41 protein-coding genes and 1 pseudogene are annotated in these 26,132 nt (G+C 63.1%); 1 reads left to right on the forward strand and 41 read right to left on the reverse strand.

Going from position 1 to position 26,132, the window contains the following annotated elements:
* The 12 genes and pseudogenes from S4A8_RS18355 to S4A8_RS18410 all read right to left on the reverse strand — a co-directional run.
* A pseudogene (locus S4A8_RS18355) lies at positions 1 to 1,082 on the reverse strand (hypothetical protein); the annotation flags it as partial.
* Between the two features lie 39 nt (positions 1,083 to 1,121).
* Positions 1,122 to 1,385 carry a DUF3613 domain-containing protein gene (locus tag S4A8_RS18360; protein ID WP_353221256.1) on the reverse strand — a complete coding sequence of 88 codons (264 nt, stop codon included), beginning with the start codon at positions 1,383 to 1,385 and terminating at the stop codon, positions 1,122 to 1,124.
* A gap of 28 nt (positions 1,386 to 1,413) precedes the next feature.
* Positions 1,414 to 2,169 carry a tetratricopeptide repeat protein gene (locus tag S4A8_RS18365; RefSeq protein WP_353221257.1) on the reverse strand — a complete coding sequence of 252 codons (756 nt, stop codon included), beginning with the start codon at positions 2,167 to 2,169 and terminating at the stop codon, positions 1,414 to 1,416.
* Positions 2,169 to 3,092 carry a type II secretion system F family protein gene (locus S4A8_RS18370; protein WP_353221258.1) on the reverse strand — a complete coding sequence of 308 codons (924 nt, stop codon included), beginning with the start codon at positions 3,090 to 3,092 and terminating at the stop codon, positions 2,169 to 2,171. The genes S4A8_RS18365 and S4A8_RS18370 overlap by 1 nt, the downstream gene beginning before the upstream one ends.
* On the reverse strand, positions 3,089 to 4,015 hold the full coding sequence (locus S4A8_RS18375) for a type II secretion system F family protein (protein ID WP_353221259.1): 927 nt from the start codon (positions 4,013 to 4,015) through the stop codon (positions 3,089 to 3,091). The genes S4A8_RS18370 and S4A8_RS18375 overlap by 4 nt, the downstream gene beginning before the upstream one ends.
* Positions 4,012 to 5,226, reverse strand: coding sequence for a TadA family conjugal transfer-associated ATPase (locus tag S4A8_RS18380; protein WP_353180153.1), 1,215 nt, complete (start codon positions 5,224 to 5,226; stop codon positions 4,012 to 4,014). The genes S4A8_RS18375 and S4A8_RS18380 overlap by 4 nt, the downstream gene beginning before the upstream one ends.
* Entirely contained in the window at positions 5,226 to 6,425 is a 1,200-nt protein-coding gene (locus S4A8_RS18385) for a CpaE/TadZ family protein (protein WP_353221260.1), read from the reverse strand. Before S4A8_RS18385 ends, S4A8_RS18380 begins: the two co-directional genes overlap by 1 nt.
* Before the next feature lie 11 nt (positions 6,426 to 6,436).
* Positions 6,437 to 7,654 (reverse strand): type II and III secretion system protein family protein, encoded by a 1,218-nt coding sequence (locus tag S4A8_RS18390; protein ID WP_353221261.1) that lies wholly within the window; start codon positions 7,652 to 7,654, stop codon positions 6,437 to 6,439.
* 81 nt (positions 7,655 to 7,735) lie between these two features.
* Positions 7,736 to 8,632: a Flp pilus assembly protein CpaB gene (gene cpaB / locus S4A8_RS18395; RefSeq protein ID WP_353221262.1), complete on the reverse strand. Its 897-nt coding sequence runs from the start codon at positions 8,630 to 8,632 to the stop codon at positions 7,736 to 7,738.
* A 30-nt stretch (positions 8,633 to 8,662) separates the two neighbouring features.
* On the reverse strand, positions 8,663 to 9,109 hold the full coding sequence (locus tag S4A8_RS18400) for a TadE family protein (protein WP_353221263.1): 447 nt from the start codon (positions 9,107 to 9,109) through the stop codon (positions 8,663 to 8,665).
* Positions 9,106 to 9,534, reverse strand: a complete 429-nt coding sequence (locus S4A8_RS18405) for a hypothetical protein (protein ID WP_353221264.1) — start codon at positions 9,532 to 9,534, stop codon at positions 9,106 to 9,108. Before S4A8_RS18405 ends, S4A8_RS18400 begins: the two co-directional genes overlap by 4 nt.
* Positions 9,535 to 9,656: 122 nt before the next feature.
* The gene (locus S4A8_RS18410) at positions 9,657 to 9,845 is read right to left on the reverse strand and encodes a Flp family type IVb pilin (protein ID WP_353180144.1); all 189 of its coding nucleotides are present in this window, start codon (positions 9,843 to 9,845) and stop codon (positions 9,657 to 9,659) included.
* Positions 9,846 to 10,051: 206 nt separating this feature from the next.
* On the opposite strand from S4A8_RS18410, the gene S4A8_RS18415 reads away from it, so the two are divergent.
* Positions 10,052 to 10,879 (forward strand): symmetrical bis(5'-nucleosyl)-tetraphosphatase, encoded by an 828-nt coding sequence (locus S4A8_RS18415; protein WP_353221265.1) that lies wholly within the window; start codon positions 10,052 to 10,054, stop codon positions 10,877 to 10,879.
* On the opposite strand, the gene S4A8_RS18420 is transcribed toward S4A8_RS18415, so the two are convergent.
* From S4A8_RS18420 to rpsJ, 29 genes are all read right to left on the reverse strand, one after another.
* Positions 10,876 to 11,970: a DUF481 domain-containing protein gene (locus tag S4A8_RS18420; protein ID WP_353221266.1), complete on the reverse strand. Its 1,095-nt coding sequence runs from the start codon at positions 11,968 to 11,970 to the stop codon at positions 10,876 to 10,878. The two genes, S4A8_RS18415 and S4A8_RS18420, sit on opposite strands and share 4 nt — an antisense overlap.
* Positions 11,971 to 12,075: 105 nt before the next feature.
* Positions 12,076 to 12,477, reverse strand: coding sequence for a 50S ribosomal protein L17 (rplQ, locus tag S4A8_RS18425; RefSeq protein ID WP_353180138.1), 402 nt, complete (start codon positions 12,475 to 12,477; stop codon positions 12,076 to 12,078).
* A gap of 34 nt (positions 12,478 to 12,511) precedes the next feature.
* Positions 12,512 to 13,498 (reverse strand): DNA-directed RNA polymerase subunit alpha, encoded by a 987-nt coding sequence (locus S4A8_RS18430; RefSeq protein ID WP_353180136.1) that lies wholly within the window; start codon positions 13,496 to 13,498, stop codon positions 12,512 to 12,514.
* A gap of 36 nt (positions 13,499 to 13,534) precedes the next feature.
* Entirely contained in the window at positions 13,535 to 14,158 is a 624-nt protein-coding gene (rpsD, locus tag S4A8_RS18435) for a 30S ribosomal protein S4 (RefSeq protein ID WP_353180135.1), read from the reverse strand.
* A 37-nt stretch (positions 14,159 to 14,195) separates the two neighbouring features.
* Positions 14,196 to 14,600, reverse strand: a complete 405-nt coding sequence (gene rpsK / locus S4A8_RS18440) for a 30S ribosomal protein S11 (RefSeq protein ID WP_006913652.1) — start codon at positions 14,598 to 14,600, stop codon at positions 14,196 to 14,198.
* A gap of 33 nt (positions 14,601 to 14,633) precedes the next feature.
* Positions 14,634 to 14,990 (reverse strand): 30S ribosomal protein S13, encoded by a 357-nt coding sequence (gene rpsM / locus S4A8_RS18445; protein ID WP_353180133.1) that lies wholly within the window; start codon positions 14,988 to 14,990, stop codon positions 14,634 to 14,636.
* 122 nt (positions 14,991 to 15,112) lie between these two features.
* A complete protein-coding gene (gene rpmJ / locus S4A8_RS18450; protein ID WP_006913650.1) occupies positions 15,113 to 15,229 on the reverse strand; it encodes a 50S ribosomal protein L36 in 117 nt (38 codons plus the stop codon).
* Positions 15,230 to 15,302: 73 nt separating this feature from the next.
* Entirely contained in the window at positions 15,303 to 16,661 is a 1,359-nt protein-coding gene (secY, locus tag S4A8_RS18455; RefSeq protein ID WP_353221267.1) for a preprotein translocase subunit SecY, read from the reverse strand.
* Between the two features lie 2 nt (positions 16,662 to 16,663).
* A complete protein-coding gene (gene rplO, locus S4A8_RS18460; protein ID WP_353180130.1) occupies positions 16,664 to 17,092 on the reverse strand; it encodes a 50S ribosomal protein L15 in 429 nt (142 codons plus the stop codon).
* Between the two features lies 1 nt (position 17,093).
* Entirely contained in the window at positions 17,094 to 17,276 is a 183-nt protein-coding gene (gene rpmD, locus S4A8_RS18465) for a 50S ribosomal protein L30 (protein WP_353180128.1), read from the reverse strand.
* A 13-nt stretch (positions 17,277 to 17,289) separates the two neighbouring features.
* Positions 17,290 to 17,799 carry a 30S ribosomal protein S5 gene (gene rpsE / locus S4A8_RS18470; RefSeq protein ID WP_353180126.1) on the reverse strand — a complete coding sequence of 170 codons (510 nt, stop codon included), beginning with the start codon at positions 17,797 to 17,799 and terminating at the stop codon, positions 17,290 to 17,292.
* Positions 17,800 to 17,813: 14 nt separating this feature from the next.
* The gene (gene rplR, locus S4A8_RS18475; RefSeq protein ID WP_353180125.1) at positions 17,814 to 18,170 is read right to left on the reverse strand and encodes a 50S ribosomal protein L18; all 357 of its coding nucleotides are present in this window, start codon (positions 18,168 to 18,170) and stop codon (positions 17,814 to 17,816) included.
* Between the two features lie 45 nt (positions 18,171 to 18,215).
* Positions 18,216 to 18,746: a 50S ribosomal protein L6 gene (gene rplF / locus S4A8_RS18480; RefSeq protein WP_353221268.1), complete on the reverse strand. Its 531-nt coding sequence runs from the start codon at positions 18,744 to 18,746 to the stop codon at positions 18,216 to 18,218.
* A 32-nt stretch (positions 18,747 to 18,778) separates the two neighbouring features.
* Positions 18,779 to 19,174 (reverse strand): 30S ribosomal protein S8, encoded by a 396-nt coding sequence (rpsH, locus tag S4A8_RS18485; protein WP_353180122.1) that lies wholly within the window; start codon positions 19,172 to 19,174, stop codon positions 18,779 to 18,781.
* Positions 19,175 to 19,199: 25 nt separating this feature from the next.
* A complete protein-coding gene (gene rpsN / locus S4A8_RS18490) occupies positions 19,200 to 19,505 on the reverse strand; it encodes a 30S ribosomal protein S14 (RefSeq protein WP_006913642.1) in 306 nt (101 codons plus the stop codon).
* A gap of 21 nt (positions 19,506 to 19,526) precedes the next feature.
* Positions 19,527 to 20,087, reverse strand: coding sequence for a 50S ribosomal protein L5 (gene rplE, locus S4A8_RS18495; RefSeq protein ID WP_040608321.1), 561 nt, complete (start codon positions 20,085 to 20,087; stop codon positions 19,527 to 19,529).
* Between the two features lie 21 nt (positions 20,088 to 20,108).
* Positions 20,109 to 20,438 (reverse strand): 50S ribosomal protein L24, encoded by a 330-nt coding sequence (gene rplX, locus S4A8_RS18500; protein WP_006913640.1) that lies wholly within the window; start codon positions 20,436 to 20,438, stop codon positions 20,109 to 20,111.
* Complete coding sequence (gene rplN / locus S4A8_RS18505) at positions 20,435 to 20,800, reverse strand: 50S ribosomal protein L14 (protein ID WP_006913639.1); 366 nt, start codon at positions 20,798 to 20,800, stop codon at positions 20,435 to 20,437. The genes rplX and rplN overlap by 4 nt, the downstream gene beginning before the upstream one ends.
* A 9-nt stretch (positions 20,801 to 20,809) precedes the next feature.
* Positions 20,810 to 21,118 carry a 30S ribosomal protein S17 gene (gene rpsQ, locus S4A8_RS18510; RefSeq protein WP_353180119.1) on the reverse strand — a complete coding sequence of 103 codons (309 nt, stop codon included), beginning with the start codon at positions 21,116 to 21,118 and terminating at the stop codon, positions 20,810 to 20,812.
* A 13-nt stretch (positions 21,119 to 21,131) separates the two neighbouring features.
* A complete protein-coding gene (rpmC, locus tag S4A8_RS18515) occupies positions 21,132 to 21,320 on the reverse strand; it encodes a 50S ribosomal protein L29 (RefSeq protein WP_006913637.1) in 189 nt (62 codons plus the stop codon).
* Positions 21,321 to 21,328: 8 nt separating this feature from the next.
* Positions 21,329 to 21,742, reverse strand: a complete 414-nt coding sequence (gene rplP, locus S4A8_RS18520) for a 50S ribosomal protein L16 (RefSeq protein WP_006913636.1) — start codon at positions 21,740 to 21,742, stop codon at positions 21,329 to 21,331.
* A 6-nt stretch (positions 21,743 to 21,748) separates the two neighbouring features.
* Positions 21,749 to 22,429 carry a 30S ribosomal protein S3 gene (gene rpsC, locus S4A8_RS18525; protein ID WP_006913635.1) on the reverse strand — a complete coding sequence of 227 codons (681 nt, stop codon included), beginning with the start codon at positions 22,427 to 22,429 and terminating at the stop codon, positions 21,749 to 21,751.
* A gap of 12 nt (positions 22,430 to 22,441) precedes the next feature.
* Positions 22,442 to 22,774, reverse strand: a complete 333-nt coding sequence (gene rplV / locus S4A8_RS18530) for a 50S ribosomal protein L22 (protein ID WP_353180117.1) — start codon at positions 22,772 to 22,774, stop codon at positions 22,442 to 22,444.
* 17 nt (positions 22,775 to 22,791) lie between these two features.
* A complete protein-coding gene (gene rpsS / locus S4A8_RS18535) occupies positions 22,792 to 23,061 on the reverse strand; it encodes a 30S ribosomal protein S19 (RefSeq protein ID WP_006913633.1) in 270 nt (89 codons plus the stop codon).
* A gap of 30 nt (positions 23,062 to 23,091) precedes the next feature.
* A complete protein-coding gene (gene rplB, locus S4A8_RS18540; RefSeq protein ID WP_353221269.1) occupies positions 23,092 to 23,928 on the reverse strand; it encodes a 50S ribosomal protein L2 in 837 nt (278 codons plus the stop codon).
* 33 nt (positions 23,929 to 23,961) lie between these two features.
* Positions 23,962 to 24,264: a 50S ribosomal protein L23 gene (rplW, locus tag S4A8_RS18545; RefSeq protein WP_353180113.1), complete on the reverse strand. Its 303-nt coding sequence runs from the start codon at positions 24,262 to 24,264 to the stop codon at positions 23,962 to 23,964.
* On the reverse strand, positions 24,261 to 24,869 hold the full coding sequence (gene rplD, locus S4A8_RS18550; protein ID WP_006913630.1) for a 50S ribosomal protein L4: 609 nt from the start codon (positions 24,867 to 24,869) through the stop codon (positions 24,261 to 24,263). The genes rplW and rplD overlap by 4 nt, the downstream gene beginning before the upstream one ends.
* Positions 24,870 to 24,896: 27 nt before the next feature.
* Complete coding sequence (gene rplC / locus S4A8_RS18555; RefSeq protein WP_021031836.1) at positions 24,897 to 25,604, reverse strand: 50S ribosomal protein L3; 708 nt, start codon at positions 25,602 to 25,604, stop codon at positions 24,897 to 24,899.
* Positions 25,605 to 25,751: 147 nt separating this feature from the next.
* Entirely contained in the window at positions 25,752 to 26,066 is a 315-nt protein-coding gene (rpsJ, locus tag S4A8_RS18560) for a 30S ribosomal protein S10 (RefSeq protein WP_006913628.1), read from the reverse strand.
* Positions 26,067 to 26,132: the final 66 nt, after the last annotated feature.

A 26,132-nucleotide genomic window follows, 5' to 3' on the forward strand; every position in this document is an offset into this window, starting at 1 on the left:
TCTTTGCCTGGCGTACGCTGCCTGCTCGGCGCCGACTTCTGTACAGCGGGTTGCGAAGGCGGCGGCTGTACGGACGGCTTGGCCTGCTTCGGCTCGGCCTGCTTCGGCTCGGCCTGCTTCGGTTCAGCCTGCTTCGGTTCAGCCTGCTTCAGTTCGGCCTGCTTCGGTTCGGCCTGTGCAGCGGCGGCGGGCGCGCGGGTCGGACTGGACGGGTTGCCCGGGGCCGGCGTTTCGTTCGCTGGCGCGGGTCGCTGCGGCTGGCGTATCGGCGGTGGCTCGGCGCGCTGCGGCCGGTCCGGTTCGCCCTGGGTGATCGGTTGCGCCGGTTTGCCGGCAGCCCGGTTGTCGCTGGATACGATCGGCTCGAATTCGTCTTCGCTGGCTTTGCGGCCCCGGCGCCGGGCCAGGCGCGAAAGCGGCGCGCGGGCGGTATCGGTGGCGGTACTCGCCTGGGGCGCGGGCTTGCGTATGCGCCCGGGCGTGTCGCTTGTGCTCGGCGCGGGCGACTGCTCGCGCGCCGAGGTGCTGGCGACCAGCGCGCCGAAGAACCCGACCAGCCCGGCGAGCAGCGCCGTCAACCAGATGATCAGGCCGACGCCGGCGCTCGCGAACACGTGGAACCAATCGACCCCGAACTGGGCGAAGCCGATGACACCGCCCTCGTCTTGGGCACGGATGGCCTGGGTGGCTTCGGCCGATTCCAGCCGATAATCCCAGCTGCGCAGACTACGCGCCGTGCCGGTACCGAGAAATTCGAAACGCCCCGAAAATCGCCCCCGCGAAACCAGCGTGACATTCTGTGCGTTACGCACGGTGACATAGTTCAGGCCCAGCTGCGGCTCGCCGAGCAGCGATTCGGTGGCCACAATCAACGCATCGGGCACGCGATCCTGGCGGATGTGCGGGGCGGTGGCTGCAGCGATCGCACGCTCGGCATCGGCCAGCGCCTGGCTGCGGGCAGTGCCGATCAGCTCGACCGAGCGCAGGGCCGCATAGCCGATCAGGATCAGGCACAGCGCGGCCAGCGCATACAACGCATAGCGCGACGTGCCGGCGGGATTGTCGTCGTTTGCGGCGAACATTTTCACGCGTTTCTACGCCTTTGGTTCGATGGACCGGCGCTAGCGGCCATCGCGTACATCGAAACCGTCGTTACGATCGAACTGCTCGGGTATCGGATGGCTGAAGCTCTCCAGATAGCGCTCGTAGCTGCGTTTGGCAGCCGGCTCGGGCATGGGCCGGGTGGGCGCGGCGGCGCGGCCGTCGCGCTGCAGGGCCAGGGCCTCACGGGTGCGCTCGCCGACCGCGTCCAGAGCCACGGCACCGGCGCCAAAGCTCACCGCCCAGCCGATCACGCATGCCAAACCCGCCCGTCGTATGTTCATGTCGTCCCCGTCGATTGTCGCGACCGTCTCAACCGCCGCCGCCGCCAATCCCGACCGCCGGCGCCCCGCGCGGTTGCGAGCGCATGGGCGATACGCCGTCGGCATTGGCCAGACTGCGTGCCTGTTCGCGCAACCGGCGCATGAGATCGGCGTCGAGCTGTTCACGCGCGGCGATACGGCCGGCCTGCCGATCGGCCCCCGTCACCAACAGTAGCAGAATGTAGTTGTTGCGATTCAGTTCGTTAGCTTCATCCAGCTGATAGGCCGTGGCCAGTTGCAGGCGTGCTTTTTCATACTCGCCCGCACGCAACAGGGCATAGCCGAAATCGCTACGCATACGCGCATTGGTCGGCATCTGTACGACCGCGCGTTGCAGGTGCGCCATGCCGGCCGCGCGATCCGTTGCAATCAGAATAAGGCCGAGACCATGGTTCGCCTGGGCGGCATAGTCGCTATCGAGCAACGACTCGTACAGCCCGCGCGCGGTATCGTCGTCGCCCATACGTCTTAGGATATCGGCACGAAGCAGACGGAGTTGATCGCTGGGCCCGAATTCGCGCTCGCGTGCCTGCAGATGGGCCAGCGCGGCATACAGGCGATCCTGGGCGATGAGTTCGCGAATGAGATCGGTATACAGCCGTGCATTCTCCTGCGGACCGCGGGCGGCATCGAGGGTGGTATCGGCCATCGGCGTCACGGCCACGCGCTCATGCGCACAGCCGCTCACGGCCAGGCCGATACACACCGCCCCAACGGCCAGCCCACCGGTTGTCCACGCACGCATCAGGATGACCCCAGTGCGGCCGAGATCGACATCAATGCCGGCCCGGCAATAAAAATCAGCAGCGGCGGCAAAAAACACAGCACGAGCACGATCGTCATACGGGCGGATGTCTTGTTGACCTGTTCTCGCAAGGCCATGGAACGACGCGATTGCAGTTCATTGAGGCTATCGAGCAATGGCTGACGGATTTCGCCGCCATAGCGTTCGACCTGACGCAGCACCGCGAACACGTTCTCCAACGCCTCGATTTCGAGCAGCTTGCCGGTTTCATGGAGCAATGGATCGGCGTCGGCGCCAGCCTCGATCTGGCGCACCAGCGGCGCGAGTTCGTCCGCCAGTGCCGGCATGGTGTCCTTTGCATCGCGGGCGAGTATGGCCAGCGCCTGCCGCATGCCCAGCCCTGCTTCGAACAACAGCACCAGCAAGTTGATGAACAACAACACATCGGCCTCGATCCGGTCGCGACGCGCCCGTGCACGCCACCGCAATACAAAGCGCGGCAACAGCAATGCGACGATCACCAGCATCACCGCCAGCAATACGCGCATGGGCGGCGTCAGCGCGGTCGCCAGCGTCAGCAGAACTGGCGTGATCAAAAGCGCGGTAGCCACCGGCACGGCAAAGGACAACGCATGAAACATCAGCCGCGCGCGGGTCTGGCGCCAACCGGCCTGGGCAAGCAGCGTGCGCGTTTGCTCGCCGGCATTGAGCGCCCGCTCGATACGTACACCACCGGCGGCCATACGCGACAGCCACGGATGATCGCGGCGCGCGGCAGGCTCGCCGGCGGTGGCGGCCACGCCGGTATAGCGCGCGTACAGACGAGCCTCGCGGGCGCGCTCGAGCCAGAACAGTAATCCGACGCCGAGTGCGAGCACCACCGTGGCGACCGCGAGCGCGAAAAACAACGCCGCCCAACTCATGCGGCCGGCGCCTGCAGCCGACTGACCATACGCCAGATGAGCATCAGCCCGAACGCTTCCAGCAGCAACGCCACAATGATGGCCACGCGCCCGCCGGGGCTGGCGAGCATAGCCGTATAATAATCGGGATTGCGCAGATAGAAGAACAGGCTGATCACCACCGGAATCGCGGCCACCACATAGGCGGAAAGGCGTGTTTCGCCGGTCAATGCCTTGAGTTCGCGTGCCGCGGCCTCCTGCTGGCTGATCGTATCCACGAGGCTGGCGATCACCCGCCGCATGGAGCCACCGTAGCGCCGGTTCACCCCTGCGCCCATGGCCAGCACATGCAACGCCCGCAGCTGGTGGATACGGGCAACGTCGGTGAGCACCTCGTCGACCGCCGCGCCCATACGGATCTGGCGCGATACGCTCAGAAACACGCCACGCAGCGGTTCGCTGCTTTGTATCGCACTCGCATACAGGCCCTGCTCGAATGTATTGCCAGCGCTCAGCGCGCGCAGCAGATGGCCCAGAAACGCCGGCAGCTGGCGGTTGATACGTGCCCGCCGGGCGCGTTTGCGCTGGCCAAGCAGCAGCGCTGCGATGACCGGCAGCGCGCACGCCAGAGCCAGGCCGGTGGTACCCGCCGCTACAATCGCGAGCACGAGTACGACCAGCCACAGCGCCACGTACTGTCCCACGCGGGCAGGCGTGGCCGCGACACCCGCCGACCACAACCAGCTGCACAGCACTCTGAGCGGGCGGTTGCGTATGCGCTGCAGGCGTTGATAACCCAGTACGGCCTGTTCGGTTTCGTCGGCCTCGGCCAGACCGAAACGACGCTCGAGACGCTGTTCGCGCACCCGCCGGCGCGCCGCGATCAACAGGGCCAGCGCGCCGAGCAGCGCCACACAGGCCAGCCAGGCAAGCAGCCAGCTCATGACGCGTTCGACGCCGGGCCGGTAAAACGATCGTGATCGGCATCGAAGGCGAAAACACGATCCAGCGCGAGCTGATTGGCGACGAGCTCGCCCACGCGCTCGATCGATCGCAGACGCCGGCGCCCATCGGGCAGACGGGCGACATGCACGATCAGATCCAGTGCCGAGGCGATCTGCTGCACGAACATACGCTCATCGCCGGCAAACCCGGCGAATCCGGCCAGCAACTGCAGGCGATGAATCGCGTCCCGACAGCTATTGGCGTGCAACGTGGTCATGGACCCGTCATGGCCGGTGTTCATGGCCTGGAGCATGTCGAGTACTTCATCGCCACGCACTTCGCCGAGGATGATGCGATCCGGGCGCATGCGCAGGGCATTGCGCAGCAGATCGCGCGCGCTGACCGCGCGTTCGCCTTCCAGATTGGGCGGGCGCGTTTCCAGACGCACGACGTGCGGATGCGCCAGGCGCAGTTCGGCCGCGTCCTCGATGGTGATGATGCGCTCGCCGTCGTCGATCCACTGGCTGATCATGTTCAATAACGTGGTCTTGCCCGAACCGGTGCCGCCGACCACGAGGATATTGTCGCGCGCGGCGATCCGTTCGCGCAGATAATCCACGATCTCGGCCGAGATCGAACCGCTGGCCACCAACTCGTCGACACCGAGCACATGCCGGCCGAACTTGCGGATTGATACGCACGGCCCGTCCAGCGCCAGCGGCGGAATGACCGCATTCACACGACTGCCATCGGCCAGGCGGGCATCGACCATGGGGGTGGATTCGTCCAGGCGCCGACCCAGCGGCGCGAGAATGCGCTGGGCCACACGCAGAATATGGCTGTCGTCGGCAAACCGGATCGGCTCGCGAACCAGCCGGCCGTGACGCTCGGTATACACCTGGGCCGGGCCGTTGATGACGATATCGTCGACCTCGTCATCGTCGATGAGCGGCTGGATCGGCCCATAACCGATCAACTCGTCGAGGGTGTCGTCAGCCAGGCAATGAATTTCGTGCTGGTTGATCGCGATCCGGTGTTCGTTGACATAGGCCCGCGCCTGGGCGCGCATGAACTCGGCGGCCTTGGCATCGGACCAGTGCCCGATATCGATACCGCGATCTTCCAGCAGTGCGATCAGGTGCAGATGCAATGCGCCCTTGAGCTGCTGATAACGCGCCGAGAGCCGGAATGCCGGGTCGCTATCGCTCATTATCGACTCGCGCGGGTGAACAACGCGGCCAGACCGCGGCGCCGGCGCGGCGGCGACACATCGGCCCCCACAATCCGTTCGGTCAGACGGGTTATATCGTGTACAAAGCCATCGTTGGGCGCATGCGCGAACATCGATTCGCCTGCATTCATGGCCGCGATTCGTTGCGCCGGCCGGCCGCCGATGGTCGCGGCGAGCTCCAGGTCCAGCAGTTCGGCCAGACGCTCGGGCGCGAGCCCCAGTTCGGCGCGGTAGTTGATGATCACAAGCGCGATATCGTCGATACGTGCGTCACGCTGGCGCAGCACGTCGAGCAGTGTCTTGTTCTGGCGGCTGCGCAGCACCGACTGGTCCGACACCAGCAGCGCACGGTCGCTGTGGCCGACCAGCGTCTGCAGCCGCTCGGGGCCCAGGCCGGCATCGACACTGATCACCACATAATCGAACAGCGAACGAAAGATCTCGAGCAGGCGCGCCAGATCGAAGCCGGCCCGCGGCATCTGTGCCCAGTCGAAGCCTTCGGGCAGGGCCAGCAGGTAGGTACCGTTATCCAGGCGCTGAAATGCGCTGTCGACGAGGGTTTCATCGCAGCGTTCGACATCGCGCAGGATATCGAGGGCGTTGTAGTCGTGGCTGGCGTCGAACAGGATCGGCGCGGTGCCCCCGGGCAACGACAGATCGAACAACAGCACCCGTTGCGCGGGGGCCTTGGCGGCGGCCAGCGTAAAGGCGATATGGCCCGCCGTGAACGCGATCAACGGCGACTGCGGCGCGCTGAACAGCGTGACCACCTGGCCGCCGGCGGGCGCGCGGCGCGGCGTGGCCGGCCCGTTTTCGAGCACCCGATCGAGCAGACTGCGGGCACGCGCGTCATCGCGCCCGGCCACGAAGAAATCGCGCGCACCGGCGCGCATTGCAGCCAGCACGTCGGCGTTATTGTCGCTTGCGCCCAGCGCGATCACAGGCAATGCCGCATGAGCACGTACGAGCTGCTCGATCATCGCCAGCCCGCGGCTGTTGTCGCGCTCGCCAAAGGCGACGAACACGACGGCAATATCCGGCGTGTCGTCGACTTCGGCCACACAGGCCTGCGGCTCGTTCGCATCCGCGGGCAGTACGACGATATCGTCACCCAGACAGCGGCCCAGCCAGGCCTGCCAGCCGGCGGCGTCTGCGAATAACAATGCCTGTAGCGCCATGTCCTTGCCTGTCAGCGCGAAAAACCAGTCACGCCGGTGCGTGGCTCGAAATCACCTTTTTCGAGCAGAAACAACTCGCCGTTGCCGGGATCGTAGCCCTCGTATTCGCGCCCGGGCAGCGGCACGTCGGTACCCCGCCGAAGCGGCGCCACCAGATGCGGGGTCACAATCATGATCAGCTCCCGATTGCTGCGCTCGTAGCGGGTACTGCGAAAGAACGCCCCCAGCACCGGCAGATCACCCAGCCACGGCACCTTGTCGACCGTGGCGGCCATGTTCTGGTCGACCAGGCCGCTGAGAATGAAGCTCTCGCCATCGCCGAGTTCGACGGTGGTGTCGGTTCGGCGCACGCGAATGCCGGGCACGGTAATGCCCTGCAGCGTGACCCCGGCGGAGAAATCCAGCTCGCTGACCTCGGGGGCGACCTTCAGCACGATGCGGTCCTGCTGCAATACCGTCGGCGTGAGCGACAGCCGAATGCCGAACTCCTTGAATTCGATGGTCACGGCGTTGTTACCCACGCCACTGCCGCCGCCCTGGGTGACCGGGATAGGGAATTCGCCTCCGGCAAGAAAAGAGGCGGTCTGTCCGCTCATGGCGACCAGTGACGGCTCGGCCAGGGTCCGCATGAGCCCCTGGCGCTCGAGAATACTCAACAGCCCGGCGGTATTCTTGGCGCTATCGGTCAGGACCAGATTGAAGGCATCGCCGATCGGCTGAAAGCCGGTATTGGATAACAGATCGACATTGCCCCCGACGCCGTCGATGCCGGCCGAGGCGCCCGGCGGCGATACTGCCAACGCCGATTCCCCGGCCGCGTTGCTCAGGAAGTTGAAGCCGATCTGGCGCAGGGCACGCCGGCTGACTTCGGCAATGCGTATATCGGCCTGAACCTGAGTCGGCAGCACCGCGCGCTGTTCGTCGATCAAGACCCCGGGGCGTTCGCCGTCGTCGACCGCAACGGCAAAACGCAGTGGGCGTTTACGGCTATCGACCCAGACCAGCAGGCTGGTATCGCCGCGCGCCCTGCCGGTGAGCATGACCTGACGCGTATCGATGACGTTCACGGCGGCGGTTTCCGGATCGCCGATGGCTACGCGTTCGATCGCGCCGGGTGTTGCGACCACCTGCTGCTCGCCAATGCCGACTTGTATCGTCGCGGTTGTCGTCAGGGCCACGGTATTGGGCGCAGCCAGGGCACGACCGAACACGACCAATAGCAGCGCCAATAGACAAGCGATGCCAAGCGCGCGCCGGCCAGGTCGACGCGCGCGTGTATCTGCGTTTGTTAACAACTGTGTATGCATGGGTTAGGGGCGCTGAATACGCGTTGCCTTCGTGCCTTCGTAGACTTCGATGGTCGCGGCCGGCGCGCGCCTCGCCGGCGACTGGGCGCCGCGCGCGCGTGCTGGCGAGTCGCCCAGGGCCGCCAGTTCCGCGAGTGTGATCACGTTCGGGTTTGCGGTACGGGTTGGCGTGTTTGTTTCGGTATCGGCCGCGCCGCGCCGATCGCCAGTGTTGGCCGCGGCCGCTCGCAAGGCCAACCGCAATTCGCCCAGGCTCGCGGCGAGCATGAGCTTGGCTGTCTGGCTGTTTTCAACCGCGAGTACCACCGTGCGCTCGCCGCGTGTGCCGCCGGATGTCGCCTGCTGCGGCGCGACGTCGCTGTTGATCAGTTCGTCCTCGTAGGCGAGTACGCGTATATCACGCATGAGTACACGCGCCTGGCTGTGCTCGACATCGGCGCCGCTGGCGCGCAGATACAGCAGCACGTCGACGAAATCGCCCGGCTGCACGAAGCCGCCTACTGCCACGACATCGGTGACGTCGACCGAAATTGCCTGCGTGCCCGGTGGGATGGCTTCGGCAAGCGCGCTGTGTCGACCGAAGGCTTCCTCGGTTACCGGCACACCGGTGGCCACGCGACGCACCGGCGTGCGCCCGATCACGTCGGCGGTGTCGCGATAGTATTGCGCGGGTTCCACGGCAATAGGCACGAGCGCGACATCCTCGCCAGTAATCGCGCGATAGGGATCAAGCGTGCGCACCGCGACCACGGCCAATACCCGCTCGGGTTCGGAGGCAACGACATCGGTCTGATCACGCGCATCCGGCGCCGGCCGGCTCATCACATAGGCCAGCGCCGCGAACAGCAACGCCAGAGCAATCAGCGCGACGGCGAAGGTTCGCAAGGCCGATGAACTCATGATTTTTTATCCCCTTGCCTGGCGCGATGTTTACAGGCGCACGTTGGCGGTCACGGACAGCGGCCCCGGTGCCGGCGGCAAACGCCCGATAAACGGCAACTCCACGCTCAGCGCGTCGAGCACGCGACAGGCCTGAAAATCGATCGCGACCCGGTAGCGATACTCGCCGTCGCCCACGGCAACCGCCGTGGCCGCCGGGGTCATGCAGCGTCGTTCGTCCTGTGCGTCACCCTTGGTATTTTGTTCAGCATACCCGGCCAGCGCCCGTGTTGCTGCAGCCTGGGCGGCGTTGCCCGGCGTGCCCGCCAGCGGCGACTGCGTGGCCGCGGCCTGGGCCCCGATATAGGCAGCATCGAGACCGATGCGATAAAGCACGAAGGCATAGCCGTAATAGAGCACCACGAACAGGCCCAGAATCAGTACCGGCAGCGACAGCACGAACTCGAAGGCGGCCACACCGCGCTGGCCGCCACTCACGGCGTATCACCACAGGCGCTGTCGGCCGCAGGCCCCGGCAACACGACGCTGGCCTGGCCGGCCACCGTCAGCGCCAGCCCCCGGTCACGACTGTTCAACAGGTCGAAATCGCCTTCGCGGCGCACGCTCAACACGCGCTGGCCGGGCGTGGTATCGGTCAAGCCAATCGACACCTGGGTGGTGCGCAGATCGCGTACGTAGTACGCATAGAACGGCGCCTGCGCGTCGAGCGCATCGCGTACGAACGCCTCGACCGCCTGGCAATACCGGGATGCCGGCGTACGCACGGCCACCTGGACCGCGCGGCCTGCAGCCTGGGCCACATCCTGGCCCAGCGCATACTGGGTTACCGCATAAATCGCGCCGCTGAACACAAGGCCCGTGATCACGATCATCAACGGCAGCATGGCGGCGTATTCGATCATCGCCGCACCGCGACAGCGCAACGCAGGGATGCACGCGCGCCTGGCATTCAACCCGGCAGGCTTTGTTCGTTCGCCCATATCAGCGCTCGCCACCCTGAACGCGCCGGGGCGGCGGCCCCCCGTCAGGGGCCGGCGCCCGTGCCGCTGTCACCGGACAGCGCATTGCTGATCTGAGTGCCGACCTGCTGGATACCGTCTTCGAAAATGGTACTGGCCGCCACGACGATCGCGATGCTGACCACAGCAACGATCAAGGCATACTCGATCATGGTGGCACCGCGCTGATAGCGCGCAAAAAAACCGTTGTTCATCGTTTTACCCCGCGGGCTTCGCCCCGCTATCGCAGGCCCGGCAAGCCGGGCGCATCCTCTGATTATCGGCCTATCGTGATCCAAGCTGAAACAGGCCCTGCCCGCCTGTGCGCGACGCATTCGAGCGCACAGCCCCACGGCGCATTTAGACAGCTTCGCATACCGGCCTACAATACGCGCCTAGGCCTTCGGACGAGGAGCAAGCGGTGGCAATATTCTGTATCGGCGACATTCACGGCGCGGCCGACGCGCTCGATCGCCTGCTTGATCGCCTGTCCACCGAATACGACGATCCGACATTCTGGTTCGTGGGCGACCTGGTTAATCGCGGCCCCGATTCACTGGGCGTACTGCGCCGCGTGCGCGCCCTCGGTGAGCGCGCGATTACCGTGCTGGGCAATCACGATCTGAGCCTGCTCGCCCTTGCCCAGCGCGACGACGCCATTGAAAAAGCAAAGCCGGGACTGCGCGAAGTCCTCGAAGCGTGCGACGGCGACGCCCTGCTCGCCTGGCTGCGTCATCGCCCGCTACTGCATCGCGATCCGGCGCTGGACTGGACCATGGTGCATGCCGGCATCCCGCCGAGCTGGACCGTCGCCGAGGCCCAGGCCCGTGCCCAGGAACTGGAGGCGGCATTGCGCGGACCCGATCATCGCGACTTTCTCGCCGGCCTGTACGGCAACACACCCAGCCACTGGGCCCCGGAACTCAGCGGCATCGAACGCCTGCGCTATATCGCCAACGCCCTGACCCGCCAGCGTTTCATCACGCCCGATGGCGGGCTGGACATGGACTACAAGAAAACCCTGGCCGACGCGCCGTCCTCACTCGTGCCCTGGTTCGCCTGGCCGGACCGCGCGGCAGGGCACGAACGTATCGTGTTCGGCCACTGGTCGGCCCTCGAACAGGTCGCCTGGCCGCAATACCGCGTCTGGGGCATCGACACCGGCGCGGCCTGGGGCGGCCAGCTCAGCGCGCTACGCCTGGACAGCGCGACGCCCTACCTTGTTCAGGTCGAGGCCGACGCGCCCTAGAAACTGCGGGTTATGCCGAGGTTGTAGGTGGTATCGAGTTCCTCGACCCCCGGCTCCGGGTTGTTGTTGTACTCGTGATCGAGGCCGGCACGCAGGTGCCACGCGTCACTGTTGGCGATAGGCACCTCGACACCCAGTGCCGATTCGAAGATGAAGTTATCGCTGGGGCTGTTGGTGATTTCCGGGTAGACGGTGAAGTCGTGGGTCAGCTTGAGCCAGTCGCCGACCAGCTGGGCGTAGTCCCAGCCCGCGGAAAAGATCATTTCGCCGCTGTCGCCGCCGGTCGTGTATTTCTCATGCTGATAGCCCACGCCGGTGCGCACCTTGAAGGTCAGGCGATCGCGCCGGGCCAGGAAATACCCCGGACCAACGAGCGTACGCGAACGCAGGTCGATCTCCTCGAACTCGTCCTTTTCCAGCTCCTGTTGCGCGAACCAGAACAACCGCGGCGTTAGGTCGCTTTCGTAGCGCGCATTGCCGAGGTACTCCTCGGCCGTGGTTTCGTCGTCTTCTTCCTCGCGGTCAGCAGAGGCTGCCAGCGACAATCGCGTATCGCCGGTATCCCGCAACGCGCCGACCTTGGTCAACAGCGAACTGGTATCGGTATTACCGGATTTGCCGTTGAGCGCCACCTCCACGCTACCGGACCAGAAATCGCCATTTTCAGGCGGCAGACTATCGGCATTGGGCAGCTCGTAGCCGTCGTCTTCTTCCTGCTGGGCATCCACCACTTTCGGCGCAATCTCGGCCACGTCCGCCAATGTGGATACGGACTCAGCGCCCTCGTCCTGCACAAGCACGCGCTGCTCGTCGGCGTCGGCACCATAGGCAAACCGCGCCTGCGTCTGGCGGCCATCGGCAAGCCGTACGGCCAGCGCGCCGTCGCTCGCCAGACCCTGTACCTGATCGCGGGCAATGGTGAGTGTATCGGCAAACTGCGTATCGATAACCACATCGTCAGCCGAAAGCGACACGATGCGCCCATTGAGCTGGCTACCATCCTGCAGATAGACGGTATCGGCCAGCACCGTCGGAGCAGTCCATACCAGCGCGAGCACACAGGCTACGCGAACACCGCGAGTCAAGATCATTCGTTACCCCCAAAAAGACAAACGCTGCATTGGTGCAGCGCACATATTCTACCCACAAAAAAGCCGGCGCTTAGGCCGGCTTTCTTGCATTACGCGTTGGCCGCCTCAGGCAGAGGCTTCCAGCGTCTCGTCCTCGTCGTCTTCGACGATCGGACGATCGACGAGTTCGACATACGCCATGGGCGCATTGTCGCCAGGGCGGAAACCGCATTTGAGAATACGCAGATAGCCACCGGGGCGCTGCGCATAACGGGTGCCGAGTTCACCAAACAGCTTGCCGACCGCTTCCTTGTCGCGCAGACGCGCGAACGCCAGGCGACGGTTGGCCACGCTGTCGGTCTTGGCAAGCGTGATCAGCGGTTCCGCCACGCGCCGCAGCTCCTTGGCCTTGGGCAGCGTAGTGCGGATCAGCTCGTGCTTGAACAGCGACGCCGACATGTTCTTCATCATGGCCGCGCGATGGGAGGATTCGCGCCCCAGGTTAGTACCGCTCTTGCGATGACGCATAGCTCTGTCCTTAGTCTATATTCGCGAAAAAACGCTAGGCTTTTTCGAGTTCGGCCGGCGGCCAGTTCTCGACCGTCATACCGAGCTTGAGACCGTGCTCTGCCAAGACTTCGCTGATTTCGGTCAGCGACTTCTTGCCGAGGTTCGGCGTGCGCATGAGCTCGGTTTCGGTACGCTGAACCAGATCGCCCACGTAGTGGATGTCTTCTGCCTTGAGGCAGTTGGTGGAGCGCACCGTCAGCTCGAGGTCTTCGATCGGCTTGAGCAGGGTCGGATCGGTCTTGCCGGTCTCGCCCTTGCGGGTCGACTCCTCGCGCGCTTCCAGATCGACGAACACCGACAGCTGGTCGTAAAGCGTGGCCGCCGCGGTACGTACCGCGTCTTCCGGCTCGACACTGCCATTGGTCTCGATATCCAGCACGAGCTTGTCGAGGTCGGTGCGCTGTTCAACACGCGCACGCTCGACCGCATAGCTCACGCGACGAATCGGGCTGAAGCTCGCATCAAGACGCAGCGCGCCGATTTCGCTGGCGCCGGTGTCTTCTTCACCGGGCTCCGACTTGCTCTGCGCCGGCTGATAGCCACGGCCGCGCTCGACCTTCATGCTCATGCGCAGCTCGCCACTGGTCAGATGGGCGATCACGAGATCCGGATTCACGATTTCGACATCGTGATCGGTCGTGATATCGCCCGCCGTGACCGGGCCTTCACCGCTTTTGTGCAGGTGCAGCTCGGCTTCGTCACGCGAATGCATACGCACCGCGACGTTCTTTAGGTTGAGCAGGACGTCGATGACGTCTTCCTGCATACCTTCGACTGTGGTGTACTCGTGCAGCACGCCATCGATCTTGACTTCGGTGATCGCCGCCCCGGGAATCGAGGACAGCAGAATCCGCCGAATCGCGTTGCCGAGCGTATGGCCGTAGCCCCGCTCGAGCGGCTCAAGTGCGATCTTGGCACGCCGCTCGTTCGCCCGTTCCACCTCGACCAGGCGCGGTTTCAGCAATTCACTGGACTGCATAATGCAAATACCTCTTGCTGTCTAAGACAGCGCCTATTACTTCGAGTAAAGCTCGACGACCAGATTCTCGTTGATATCCGGCAAAACCTGATCGCGATCGGGGACCGCCTTGAACGTGCCCTTGAGCGCCTTTTCATCGACTTCGACCCACTCGCTCAGGCCAAGCTGCGAAGCAACCTGCAACGACTCGATGATCCGGGGCTGGTGCTTGGCGCGATTACGAATCGCCACCGTATCGCCGACCTTGACTTCATAGGACGGGATATTCACCGGGTAATCGTTGACCGCCACGGCCTTGTGGTTGACCAGCTGACGAGCCTCGGCACGCGTGGACGCAAAACCCATGCGATAGACGACGTTGTCGAGCCGCGTTTCCAGCTGCTGCAACAGCACTACGCCGGTCGCGCCCTTGTTCTGCGCGGCCTTCTTGTAGTAGTTGCGGAACTGCTTTTCCAGCACGCCGTACATATGCCGCAGCTTCTGCTTCTCGCGCAGCTGCAGGGCGTAGTCCGACAGTCGCTGACGGCGCTGGGTGCCCTGGGCGCCCGGCGGCGTATCGATCTTGCACTTGCCTTCCAGCGAGCGACCGCGCCCCTTGAGGAACAGGTCAGTGCCTGCCCGGCGCGAAAGCTTGCATTTCGGTCCTGTGTACTTAGCCATTGTTCTCTACCTGTTCCGGTTCGATCGCCCGAGCGCGCTAGACGCGGCGCTTCTTGGGCGGACGACAGCCATTGTGCGGGATCGGCGTCACGTCGATGATGCCGGTCACCTTGAAGCCAGCGCCATTGAGCGAACGTACCGCCGCTTCACGGCCCGGGCCGGGGCCCTTGACCCGTACCTCGAGATTCTTCACGCCATACTGCGCCGCGCCTTCACCTGCGCGTTCGGCCGCGACCTGAGCCGCAAACGGCGTGCTCTTGCGCGAACCCTTGAAGCCACAGCTGCCCGAGGTGCACCACGACAACACATTGCCCTGACGGTCAGAGATCGTGATGATCGTGTTGTTGAAAGTCGCATACACGAACGCGATACCGTCCGTGACGTTACGACGTGCACGCGCCTTGCGCGTGCGAGATGCTGTGGAAGACGTGCCTGTCGCCATAAAGCGTTACCTGTACTCTCGTGCGAGAACGAACTAGCGGCGAATGGGCCGACGCGGGCCCTTACGCGTGCGCGAATTGGTTTTGGTGCGCTGTCCGCGCACCGGAAGACCACGACGATGACGCAGACCGCGATAGCAGCCCAGATCCATCAGTCGCTTGATGTTCATCGAGATTTCGCGACGCAGATCGCCCTCGATCGTGTACTGCTGAACCTGCGCTCGCAGCGCTTCGACCTCACCCTCGGTGAGATCCTTGATCTTGGTATCGGTCGCCACATTCGAGGCGGCACAGATTTCGCGAGCCCGCGTAAACCCGATGCCGTACAGCGACGTCAACGCCACCACCGCATGCTTGTTGATCGGGAGGTTAACTCCAGCGATTCGCGCCATTCGATTGATCTCCCAGCTATCGGGCAATGGTTGTCGCCGGCGCTGCCGCGCCAAGCGAATATTCAACCGTTGAAAAGCCCGCCAATATAGCCTTTCTGTTCTGTGATTACAAGGTTTTTCGACTAACCCTGGCGCTGCTTATGGCGCGGGTCGGTCGAGCAGATGACCATCACGGCACCGTTGCGCCGGATGACTTTGCAGTTGCGGCAAATTTTCTTAACCGATGCTCTAACTTTCATGTCCTACCTCTGACATCTCGCCGGCCATCGTTATGGCCGGTGGTGTAACCGTTGTGCGCTTGTCCGGCCGTGACTAGCGAAGCATGCCGGCGCCGGCGCCGCCACGACCCTGGGATTTCAGGTTGTTCTTCTTCATCAACCCTTCGTACTGATGCGACATCAGATGCGCCTGTAGCTGGGCCATGAAATCCATGACCACGACCACGATGATCAGCAACGAGGTACCGCCGAAATAGAACGGCACGTTGTACTGAAGAATCAGCAGCTCGGGCAGCAGACAGACCGCGGTCACATATACCGCGCCCGCCACGGTCAACCGTGTGAGCACCGTATCGATGTAATTCGCCGTCTGGATACCGGGACGCACACCAGGAATGAACGCGCCCGACTTCTTCAGGTTTTCTGCCGTTTCCCGCGAATCGAACACGAGCGCGGTATAGAAAAAGCAGAAGAACACGATCATCAGCGAATAGAACAGCACATACAGCGGCTGCCCCGGCGCGATTGCGTTCGACACCCAGTTGGCCACCGAACCGCCTTCGCCAAGAAAACGTACGACCGTGGCCGGAAACAGAATGATGCTCGACGCAAAGATCGGCGGGATCACACCGGCCATGTTCAGCTTCAACGGCAGATGCTGGGTCTGGGCCGCATACATCTTGCGCCCGCGCTGGCGCTGGGCATGATGAACCGGAATACGCCGCTGGCCGCGTTCGACGAACACGACAAACGCCAGCACCGCCATCGCACCCACAAACAGGGCGATCACGAAGAAAATGCTCAGTTCACCCGTACGCACCAGATCCAGCGTGCCGCCAATCGCCGACGGCAGCCCCGCGACGATCGCGGCGAAGATCAGCATCGAAATACCGTTGCCGATGCCACGCTCGGTGACCTGCTCACCCAGCCACATCAAAAACATCGCGCCGGTCGTCAGACACACCGCGGTGGTGAAGATGAAACTGAATTCACTCGTGCCGCTCTGCGCAATCCCCTGATTCCACAACGCGATACCGGTACCAATGGACTGGAACGAGGCCAAGGCCACCGTGCCGTAACGCGTGTACTGGGTAATCTTGCGGCGACCCGCCTCGCCTTCTTTCTTGAGATCCTTGAGCGCCGGCACGGTCGCGGTCATCAATTGCATGATGATCGAGGCCGAGATATAGGGCATTACCCCGAGCGCAAAGATCGACAGACGCTTGAGCGCACCGCCGGTGAACATGACGCCGACATCGAGAATCGTGCCCGACTGCTGCTCGAACAGACGCGCGAGCTGGGCCGGATCGATCCCGGGCACCGGAATGAAGGTGCCGATACGGAACACGATCAGCGCGCCCACCAGAAACAGCAGGCGCTGACGCACTTCCGTAAGGCTTCCCGAGTTCGGGTTGAAGCCGCCGGGCGCTGCAGTGTTGGGCCGCTTCGCCATGATTACTCGGCGACGCTGCCGCCAGCCGCTTCGATCGCCTTGGCCGCGCCGGCCGTGGCGGCCACGCCCTTGAGGTTAACGGCCACGGTCACTTCGCCGGAGGCGATGACCTTGGCACGACGCGCATCGCGCGAAACGATACCCGCGGCCTTCAGGGCGGCCAGATCCACATCGCCTTCGAGACGATTGAGATTGTCCAGGCGCACTTCGGCGGGCGCGTCCACCGGGCTGCGGAAACCGCGCTTGGGCACGCGGCGCTGCAGCGGCATCTGACCGCCTTCGAAGCCTACCTTGGTGTAACCGCCGCTACGCGACTTCTGGCCCTTGTGACCGCGACCCGCGGTCTTGCCCAGATCCGAACCCGGACCCCGGCCGACGCGCTTGCGCTGCTGGCGCGCGCCGTCACTCGGCTGAAGATCGTTGAGTTTCATCCTACGACTCCTGGATCGCGAGCATGTCGACGATCTTGTTGATCATGCCCCGGTTTTCCGGCGTATCCGCCACCGTCACCTGATGATGCATCCGACGCAGGCCCAACCCGCGCACACAGGCGCGATGACGCTTGACCCGTCCAATCGGACTCTTGATAAGTTTGATCGTGATTTGATTGGCCATCGCGCGCTCTCCGTTAAGCGGTGATTTCTTCGACCGACTTGCCACGCTTGGCCGCGATGAACTCGGGGTCGTGCATTTCACGCAGCCCGTTGATCGTGGCGCGCACGAGGTTGATCGGGTTACGCGAACCGTAGCTCTTGGCCAGCACGTTGCTCACGCCGGCGACTTCGAATACGGCACGCATGCCGCCACCCGCGATCACGCCGGTACCTTCGGAGGCCGGACGCATGATCACCTTGGTCGCGCCGTGGCGGCCGATAATGGCGTGCTGAAGGGTCGAGCCTTCCTTGATCTGGACTCGAATCATGCTCTTGCGCGCAGCCTCCATCGCCTTGGCGATGGCCAGCGGCACTTCACGCGCCTTGCCATAACCAAAGCCGACCCGGCCTTCGCCGTCACCGACCACGGTCAGCGCGGTGAAGCCGAACTGACGGCCACCCTTGACTACCTTGGCCACGCGATTGACGGTGATCAGCTTTTCGAGCAGATCGCCTTCGGTGCGTTGTTCGTTACGTGTTGCCATTGCGAAAAATCCCGTTAGAACTGCAGGCCGCTTTCACGCGCGGCGTCGGCGAGTGCCTTGACTCGACCGTGATAGGCGAAACCCGAGCGGTCGAAGGCGACAGCCTCGACACCCGCGGCCTTGGCGCGGTCGGCGATCGTACGCCCGATAAGGCGCGCGGCGTCGCAATTGCCGGTCTTGCCACATTCCTCGCGCAGGCTCTTTTCGACCGTCGACGCGCTCGCGATGGTACGCGAACCGTCGGGGGCCACGATCTGGGCATAGATATGCTGCGGCGTGCGGTGTACGGACAGGCGATGCGCGCCCAGGTTGCGCATGTGCATGCGGCCCCGACGGGCACGACGCAGTCGCGAAATCGATTTCTTGTGCATGGCGTAATGAATCTGTTGTTGGCGGTAAATGAAACGCGCCGTTGATTACTTCTTCTTCGCGTCCTTGCGAACCACGCGCTCGTCGGCGTAGCGAATACCCTTGCCCTTGTATGGCTCCGGCGGGCGGTAGTTGCGGATTTCCGCAGCCGCCTGGCCGACCACCTGCTTGTCCGCGCCGGTCAGCACGATCTCGGTATTGCTCGGCGTCGCCACGGTTACGCCCTGGGGCATTTTGTAGGCGACCGGATGCGACAGACCGAGCGACAGGTTGAGCGTGTCGCCCTGAGCCTGGGCACGATAACCCACGCCAACCAGCTCGAGCTTGCGCTCGAAGCCTTCGCTTACGCCTTTGACCATGTTGGCAACGGTGGCACGCACCGTGCCCGCCATCGCCATATTCGGCTTGCGACCGGTGGGCTTGGCCGTTGCCTGGCCGTCGGTGACCTCGACATCGACGCCTTCCGGCAGGCGAAAGCTGAGCTCGCCGTTCTTGCCCTTGACCCGCACATCGCGCGCGGCGACGTTGCATTCCACGCCGCTAGGCAGGCTGACCGGGGCCTTAGCTACTCTGGACATATTCGAACTTCCTGTGCGTTGCTCGACGCGTCTTACGACACGTAGCAGAGAATCTCGCCGCCGTGACCGGCTTCGCGGGCCGCGCGATCGGTCATCACGCCCTGCGACGTGGACACGATCGAGATGCCAAGGCCGCCGACGACCGACGGGACATCCTTCTTGCCGCGATAGATCCGAAGACCGGGCTTGGACACGCGCTCGATGTGCTCGATCACGCCATGCCCCTGGAAATATTTAAGCTCGACGCGCAAACGCGGCTTGCCATCCAGGTCGATGGTTTCGAATCCGGAGATATACCCCTCGTCCTGCAGAACCTGGGCGATCGCCAGCTTCAGCTTGGAGGAGGGCATTTCGACGCTTTCCTTGTCTGCCGACTGCCCGTTACGAATACGGGTCAGCATGTCGGCAATAGGGTCAGTCATACTCATGCGTACCGATACCTTTTTCTGTGGCCTACCAGGAGGACATAACGAGACCGGGCACTTCACCGCGCATTGCGGCTTCCCGCAATTTGTTGCGCGAGAGCCCGAACTTGCGGTAAACACCGCGCGGACGACCGGTCGCCTGACAGCGACGCGTAACCCGCGTGGGGCTCGCATCGCGCGGCAGCGCCTGCAGTTCCTGCGCAGCGGCGAAACGCTCTTCCGGCGTCGCCTCCGGGTCGTTGATACGTTCCTTGATCGCGGCGCGCTTTTCGGCGTATTTCGCCACCAGCTTCATGCGCTTGCGATCGCGGGCGATCATGCTTTTCTTTGCCATAATAGGGTCTCCGGGGCCGGCTTACTTGCGGAACGGGAAGTTGAACCCGTCCAGCAGCGCCCGCCCCTCTTCGTCGTTCTTGGCCGAGGTCGAGATCACGATATCCATACCGCGCAGCGCATCGACCCGGTCGTAATCGATTTCCGGGAACACGATCTGTTCACGAATACCGAGGCTATAGTTGCCGCGACCGTCGAACGAACGCGGGTTCAGGCCGCGAAAATCGCGAATACGCGGCAGCGACACGTTCACGAGACGGTCCAGAAATTCGTACATCTGACGGCGACGCAGCGTGACCTTGCAGCCGATCGGCCAGCCTTCACGGATCTTGAACCCTGCGACCGACTTGCGGGCGCGGGTCATGACCGGCTTCTGACCGGCGATCTTGGCCATATCCGCAATCGCCGATTCGATCACCTTGCGATCGGACACTGCCTCGCCGACACCCATGTTAAGGGTGATCTTGGTCACGCGCGGCGCAGCCATCGGGCTGGTGAAGCCGAACTGTTCCATCAGCTTCGGGACGATCTGATCGGTGTACACCGATTTCAAGCGCGCCGGATGTTTACTCGTATTTTCCATGGCGTTTTCCATGTCATTCACCTACGCGTCGACCACTTCGCCGGACGACTTGTAGATACGAACCTTCCGTCGGTCCGCACCTTCGCCCAGCCACTTGAAACCGACCCGCTCACCCTTCTGGGTGTCCGGGTTGTACAGCATCACGTTCGAGATATGCAGCGGCATCTCGCGTTCTTCAATGCCACCCTGGATGCCCTGATTTGGATCCGGGCGCACATGCTTTTTGGCGATGTTGATGCCGTCGATCACGATCTTGTCGCCCAGCACACGGTTGACCGTGCCGCGACGACCGCGATCCTTGCCACTAATGACGATCACTTCATCGCCACTACGAATCTTTCTGGAGCTCATAGAACCTCCGGCGCAAGCGAGATGATGCGCATGAACTTCTCACGCAGCTCGCGCGTGACCGGCCCGAAGATACGGGTGCCGATCGGCTCATTGTTGTTGTTGAGCAGCACGGCAGCGTTATTGTCGAAACGGATCAGCGACCCGTCGTTGCGACGAACACCGTGACGCGTACGCACCACGACTGCATTCATCACTTCGCCTTTCTTGACGCGACCACGCGGGATCGCGTCCTTGACGCTGACCTTGATGATGTCGCCAACGCGCGCGTAACGACGATGCGAGCCGCCCAGCACCTTGATGCACTGGACGCGGCGGGCGCCGCTGTTATCGGCTGCATTGAGTACCGATTCTGTCTGGATCATGGCTGTCGTTTATCCTGCGGTATCGAATTCGCCGGCCTTCTCGACCACGCGCCGCAGCGACCACGCCTTGCGGCGCGACACCGGGCGGCCTTCTGCGATTTCCACGAAATCACCCACCTGACAGGTGTTTTCGGGATCGTGCGCCTTCAAACGCGTGCTGCGACGCATGTACTTGCCGTACAGCGGATGCTGCGTGCGCCGCTCGATAAGCACCACGATGGTCTTGTCCATCGCGTTACTCACGACCTTGCCGGCCAGTACGCGCTGACGCTTTTCCTGCTCGGCGGCGGTATTGTTGGTTTCGTTCGTTTCGCTCATGGCTCAACTGTTCCTATTTGCCGGCTTCGCGCAGCACAGTCTTGATGCGCGCGATGTCACGACGAATGACGCCGAACTGATGGGTCTGCGCGAGCTGCCCCGTGGCCTGCTGCATGCGCAGATTGAACTGTTCGCGACGCAGCGACAGCAGCTCTTTCTCCAGTTCTTCGGCCGATTTCTCGCGCAATTCTTTCGCTTTCATCTTCGCCTCTACAGAATCTTGCGTTCGACAAAGGCCGTCTTCACCGGCAGCTTCGAGGCCGCCAGACGAAATGCCTCCTGGGCAACTTCGCGGCTGACGCCTTCCATTTCATAGAGCATGGAGCCGGGCTGCACCTTGGCGACCCAGAACTCGACGTTGCCCTTGCCCTTACCCATACGAACTTCGATGGGCTTCTTGGTGACCGGCTTGTCCGGGAACACACGGATCCAGGTCTTGCCGCCACGCTTGATATGACGCGTCATGGCACGACGAGCAGCCTCGATCTGACGCGCGGTCAGACGACCCCGCTCGACCGCCTTCAGGCCATACTCGCCAAAGCTGACCGCGTTACCACGCTGGGCCAGACCGCGGTTACGGCCTTTCTGGACCTTGCGGAATTTGACTCGTTTCGGTTGCAACATCGCTGTTTACCCCGCGGCCGCGCCGGTATCGGCGGGCTTTTCTTCGATCTTGGGATCGGTATCGAACACTTCGCCCTTGAAGATCCAGACCTTGACGCCGAGCACGCCGTAGGTGGTCTTGGCTTCAGCCAGGCCGTAATCGATGTCGGCACGCAGCGTATGCAGCGGCACGCGACCGTCGCGATACCACTCGGTACGCGCGATTTCGGCACCATTCAAGCGACCGGCGACGTTGACACGAATACCACCGGCGCCGAGGCGCATCGCATTGCCGACCGCGCGTTTCATCGCGCGCCGGAACATGATGCGGCGCTCAAGCTGCTGGGCAATATTCTGGGCCACAAGCAGGGCATCGAGCTCCGGACGGCGAATCTCTTCGACCGACAGATGAACCGGCACGCCCATACGCTCGGAGACTTCCGCGCGCAGCTTGTCGATATCCTCGCCCTTCTTGCCGATGACGATGCCTGGACGCGCCGTATGGATCGTGATCCGAGCGCTACGCGCCGGACGATCGATCTGGATACGACTGACCGAGGCATGCGCCAGCTTTTCGCGAATGAAATCACGGATCTCGAGATCCGTATTCAACGCGTCGCGATAGCCGGCGTTCTCGGCATACCAGCGCGAGCTCCACTCGGACGTGATACCGAGACGGAAACCGACAGGATGTACTTTATGACCCATATCTTTATCCGATTACTTGTCTGCGACGCGAATCGTCACGTGACTCGTACGCTTGAAAATCCGATCGGCACGACCGCGAGCACGGGGCTTCATGCGCTTCATGGTCGGACCTTCGTCGACCATGATCGTCGCGACCTTGAGCTCGTCGATATCCGCGCCTTCATTGTGCTCGGCGTTGGCCACGGCCGACTCGAGCACCTTGCGCACGATATGTGCGGCCTTCTTGGTGGAGAACTGCAGCGTCTCCAAGGCGCGCTCGACCGGCATACCCCGAACCTCGTCGGCGACGAGACGGGCTTTCTGCGGCGAGATACGCGCGAAACGAAGTTTGGCGAACGATTCCATATTGATAAGTCCTCGCCTTAACCCTTGCGGTCGCCCAGATGGCCCTTGAAGGTGCGCGTCGGCGAAAACTCGCCGAGCTTGTGCCCGACCATGTTTTCCGACACGAACACCGGCACGTGCTGACGGCCGTTATGCACGGCGATCGTCAGGCCGATCATGTCCGGCGTCACCATCGAGCGACGCGACCACGTCTTGATCGGACGCTTGGTGCTGCTGTTCGCGGCTGCTTCCACCTTGGCGGCGAGATGCAGATCGACGAACGGGCCTTTCTTGATTGAACGGGGCATAGCTATTCCTGTGCCTTTATAAAACGCGGCTTACCGCTTCTTACGCTTGACGCTGCGACGAACAATCATGCCGTCGGTGCGCTTGTTAGCACGCGTCTTGAAACCCTTGGTCTTCCAACCCCAGGGGCTGGTCGGATGCCGACCGCCACTGGTCCGGCCTTCACCACCACCATGGGGGTGATCGACCGGGTTCATCGCCACGCCGCGAACGGTCGGGCGACGACCACGCCAACGCTTCGCGCCGGCCTTGCCGAGCTGACGCAGGCTATGCTCGTAATTGCCGACTTCGCCTACCGTCGCACGGCAGTTGATATGTACGCGCCGCGTTTCACCGGACTTCAGCCGGATCACCGCATATTCGCCCGCACGCGCCGCAACCTGGATTGCAGCACCGGCACTACGGCCCAGCTGCGCACCCTTGCCGGGCCGCATTTCCACGCAATGCACGGTCGTGCCTACGGGAATACTGGCCAGCGGCAACGCATTGCCGGGGCGAATCGGCGCCTGCGGACCGGACACGATCTTGGTATCAACGGTCACACCGCGCGGCGCGATGATGTAACGACGCTCGCCATCGGCATAGCAAAGCAAGGCGATGTTGGCGCTACGATTCGGATCGTATTCAATGCGCTCGACCTTGGCCGGCACACCATCCTTGTCCCGCTTGAAATCTACCAGGCGGTAACGCTGACGATGACCGCCGCCACGGTGACGCACCGTAATGCGACCGTTGTTGTTGCGACCACCCTGTTTGTGCTTCTTGACGACCAGCGAGGATTCCGGCTTGCCGTTATGCAGCGACGCATCCTTGACGCTGACGACGAAGCGGCGACCCGCGGATGTCGGCTTGGCTTTCTTGAGTGCCATAGTTTCTTACCTTTTGGCGCTTGCTACGAGCGCTTACTGGGTGGCGCCGTCGAGGAAATCGATTTCCTCGCCCTGGGCCAACGTGACGTAGGCCTTCTTCCAGCCACTACGCACACCCGGGCGACCACGGAACCGCTTGAGCTTGGGCTTGACGTTAACCGTATTCACGCCCTCGACCTTGACGTCGAAAAGCGCGGCCACCGCCGCCTTGATCTCGGCCTTGCTCGCCGTATTCGCAACTTCGAAGACGACCTGATTGTTCGCGTCGGCCACCACGGTGCTCTTTTCAGAGATGTGGGGCGCGCGCAGAATCTGAAAGATGCGTTCCTGATTCATTGCAGCCAACCTTCGAGCGCGCGCAGCGCGTCTTCCGTAATGAGCACATTCTCGGCACCGACCAGCACGACCGGATCCAGCGCGTTCACGGCGACCACGTCCAGGCCGACAACGTTATTGGCCGAATAGCCAAGCTTGTCATCGACTTCGGAGACCACGATCAGGCCGCGCGCCTCGCAGTTCTGATCGGACAGCGCCTTGAGCAGGCCCTTGGTGCTGCGCGCTTCCAGCGCCGGCGCCTCGATGACCGTCAAACGCTCCTGACGCAGCAGCTCCGAGACGATCGCACTCATGCCGGCGCGATACATCTTGCGGTTGACCTTCTGCGCGTAATCGCGCGGGCTCGCCGCAAAGGTCACACCACCGCCGGTCCAGATCGGGCTGCGAATGGTGCCGGCACGGGCACGACCGGTGCCCTTCTGGCGCCACGGCTTCTTGCCGCCGCCGCGCACTTCGGCACGATTCTTCTGCGCCTTGGTGCCCGCACGAGCGCCAGCCAGATACGCCGTGACGATCTGATGCACCAGATCCTTGTTGAACGGACGAGCAAAGATCGCATCGGAAACCGAAACCGTCTTGCCGCCTGTTGCCAAATTGAGTTCCATGACTTATGCCTGTCGTAAAAGTCGGGCCTAGCCGGCCTTCTTGACCGCGGGGCTGATGACCACGTCACCACCCTTCGCGCCCGGAACGCCGCCCTGGATCAGAATCAGGTTGCGCTCTGCATCCACACGTACGACCCGCAGGTTCTGAACGGTGGTGCGCGCATTGCCCAACTGACCGGACATCTTCTTGCCCTTGAACACATGGCCGGGCGACTGGTTCTGGCCGATGGAACCCGGCGCACGGTGCGCCTTGGAGTTACCATGCGTCATGCGCTGCGAGCGGAAGTTATGGCGCTTGATGACGCCGCCATAACCTTTACCGATCGAGCGTCCGACCACATCCACGATCTGCCCTTCCGAGAACAGCGACACGGTCAGCTCGCCACCGACGGCCAACTCGACCTGTTCGGCTTCGGCCGGCTCTTCGCCTTCCTCGGTCGGCTGCGGAGCAGCAACCGGAACCGTCGGCCATTCGCCTTCGACCCGGAACTCCCACAAGCCGCGACCCGCTTCGACGCCGGCCTTCTTGAAGTGCCCGGCGGCGGCCTTGGTCACGCGACTTGCACGACGTTCGCCCGTGGTTACCTGAATCGCGCGATAGCCGTCACTGTCGCTGTCCTTCATCTGAACGACGCGATTGGGCTCGACTTCGACGACCGTTACCGGAACGGACACGCCATTTTCGTCGAAAACGCGAGACATGCCGCGCTTGCGACCTACCAATCCAATAGCCATGTGTTAAGTACCTTCTCGCTTATCGCCACTCGCTAGAGGGGGCGACAGTTCAAGTTTGGTTGCATCCAGTGAACGAAGCCCGCGTGCAGCGGGCTTCGTTCGCCAGGGCCGCGGACTATACCAGACCGCAACCGTTTTGTCCCGTTCTTACTGCAATTTAATTTGGACGTCGACGCCCGCAGCAAGATCCAGCTTCATGAGCGCGTCCACGGTCTTCTCCGTGGGCTCCACGATATCCATCATCCGCTTGTGCGTGCGGATTTCGTACTGATCGCGCGCATCCTTGTTCACATGCGGCGAAATGAGGATCGTGTAGCGCTCCTTGCGCGTCGGCAGCGGGATCGGGCCATGCACCTGCGCACCCGTGCGCTTGGCGGTTTCCACGATCTCACGCGCCGACTTGTCGATCAGGCGATGATCAAAAGCCTTGAGGCGAATACGAATGTTCTGACTTGCGGCCATGTTTATTCCGTAATCTTGGTCACGACGCCGGCACCCACGGTGCGGCCGCCTTCACGAATGGCGAAG

Source organism: Salinisphaera sp. S4-8, from assembly GCF_040361235.1.
GTDB lineage: Bacteria > Pseudomonadota > Gammaproteobacteria > Nevskiales > Salinisphaeraceae > Salinisphaera.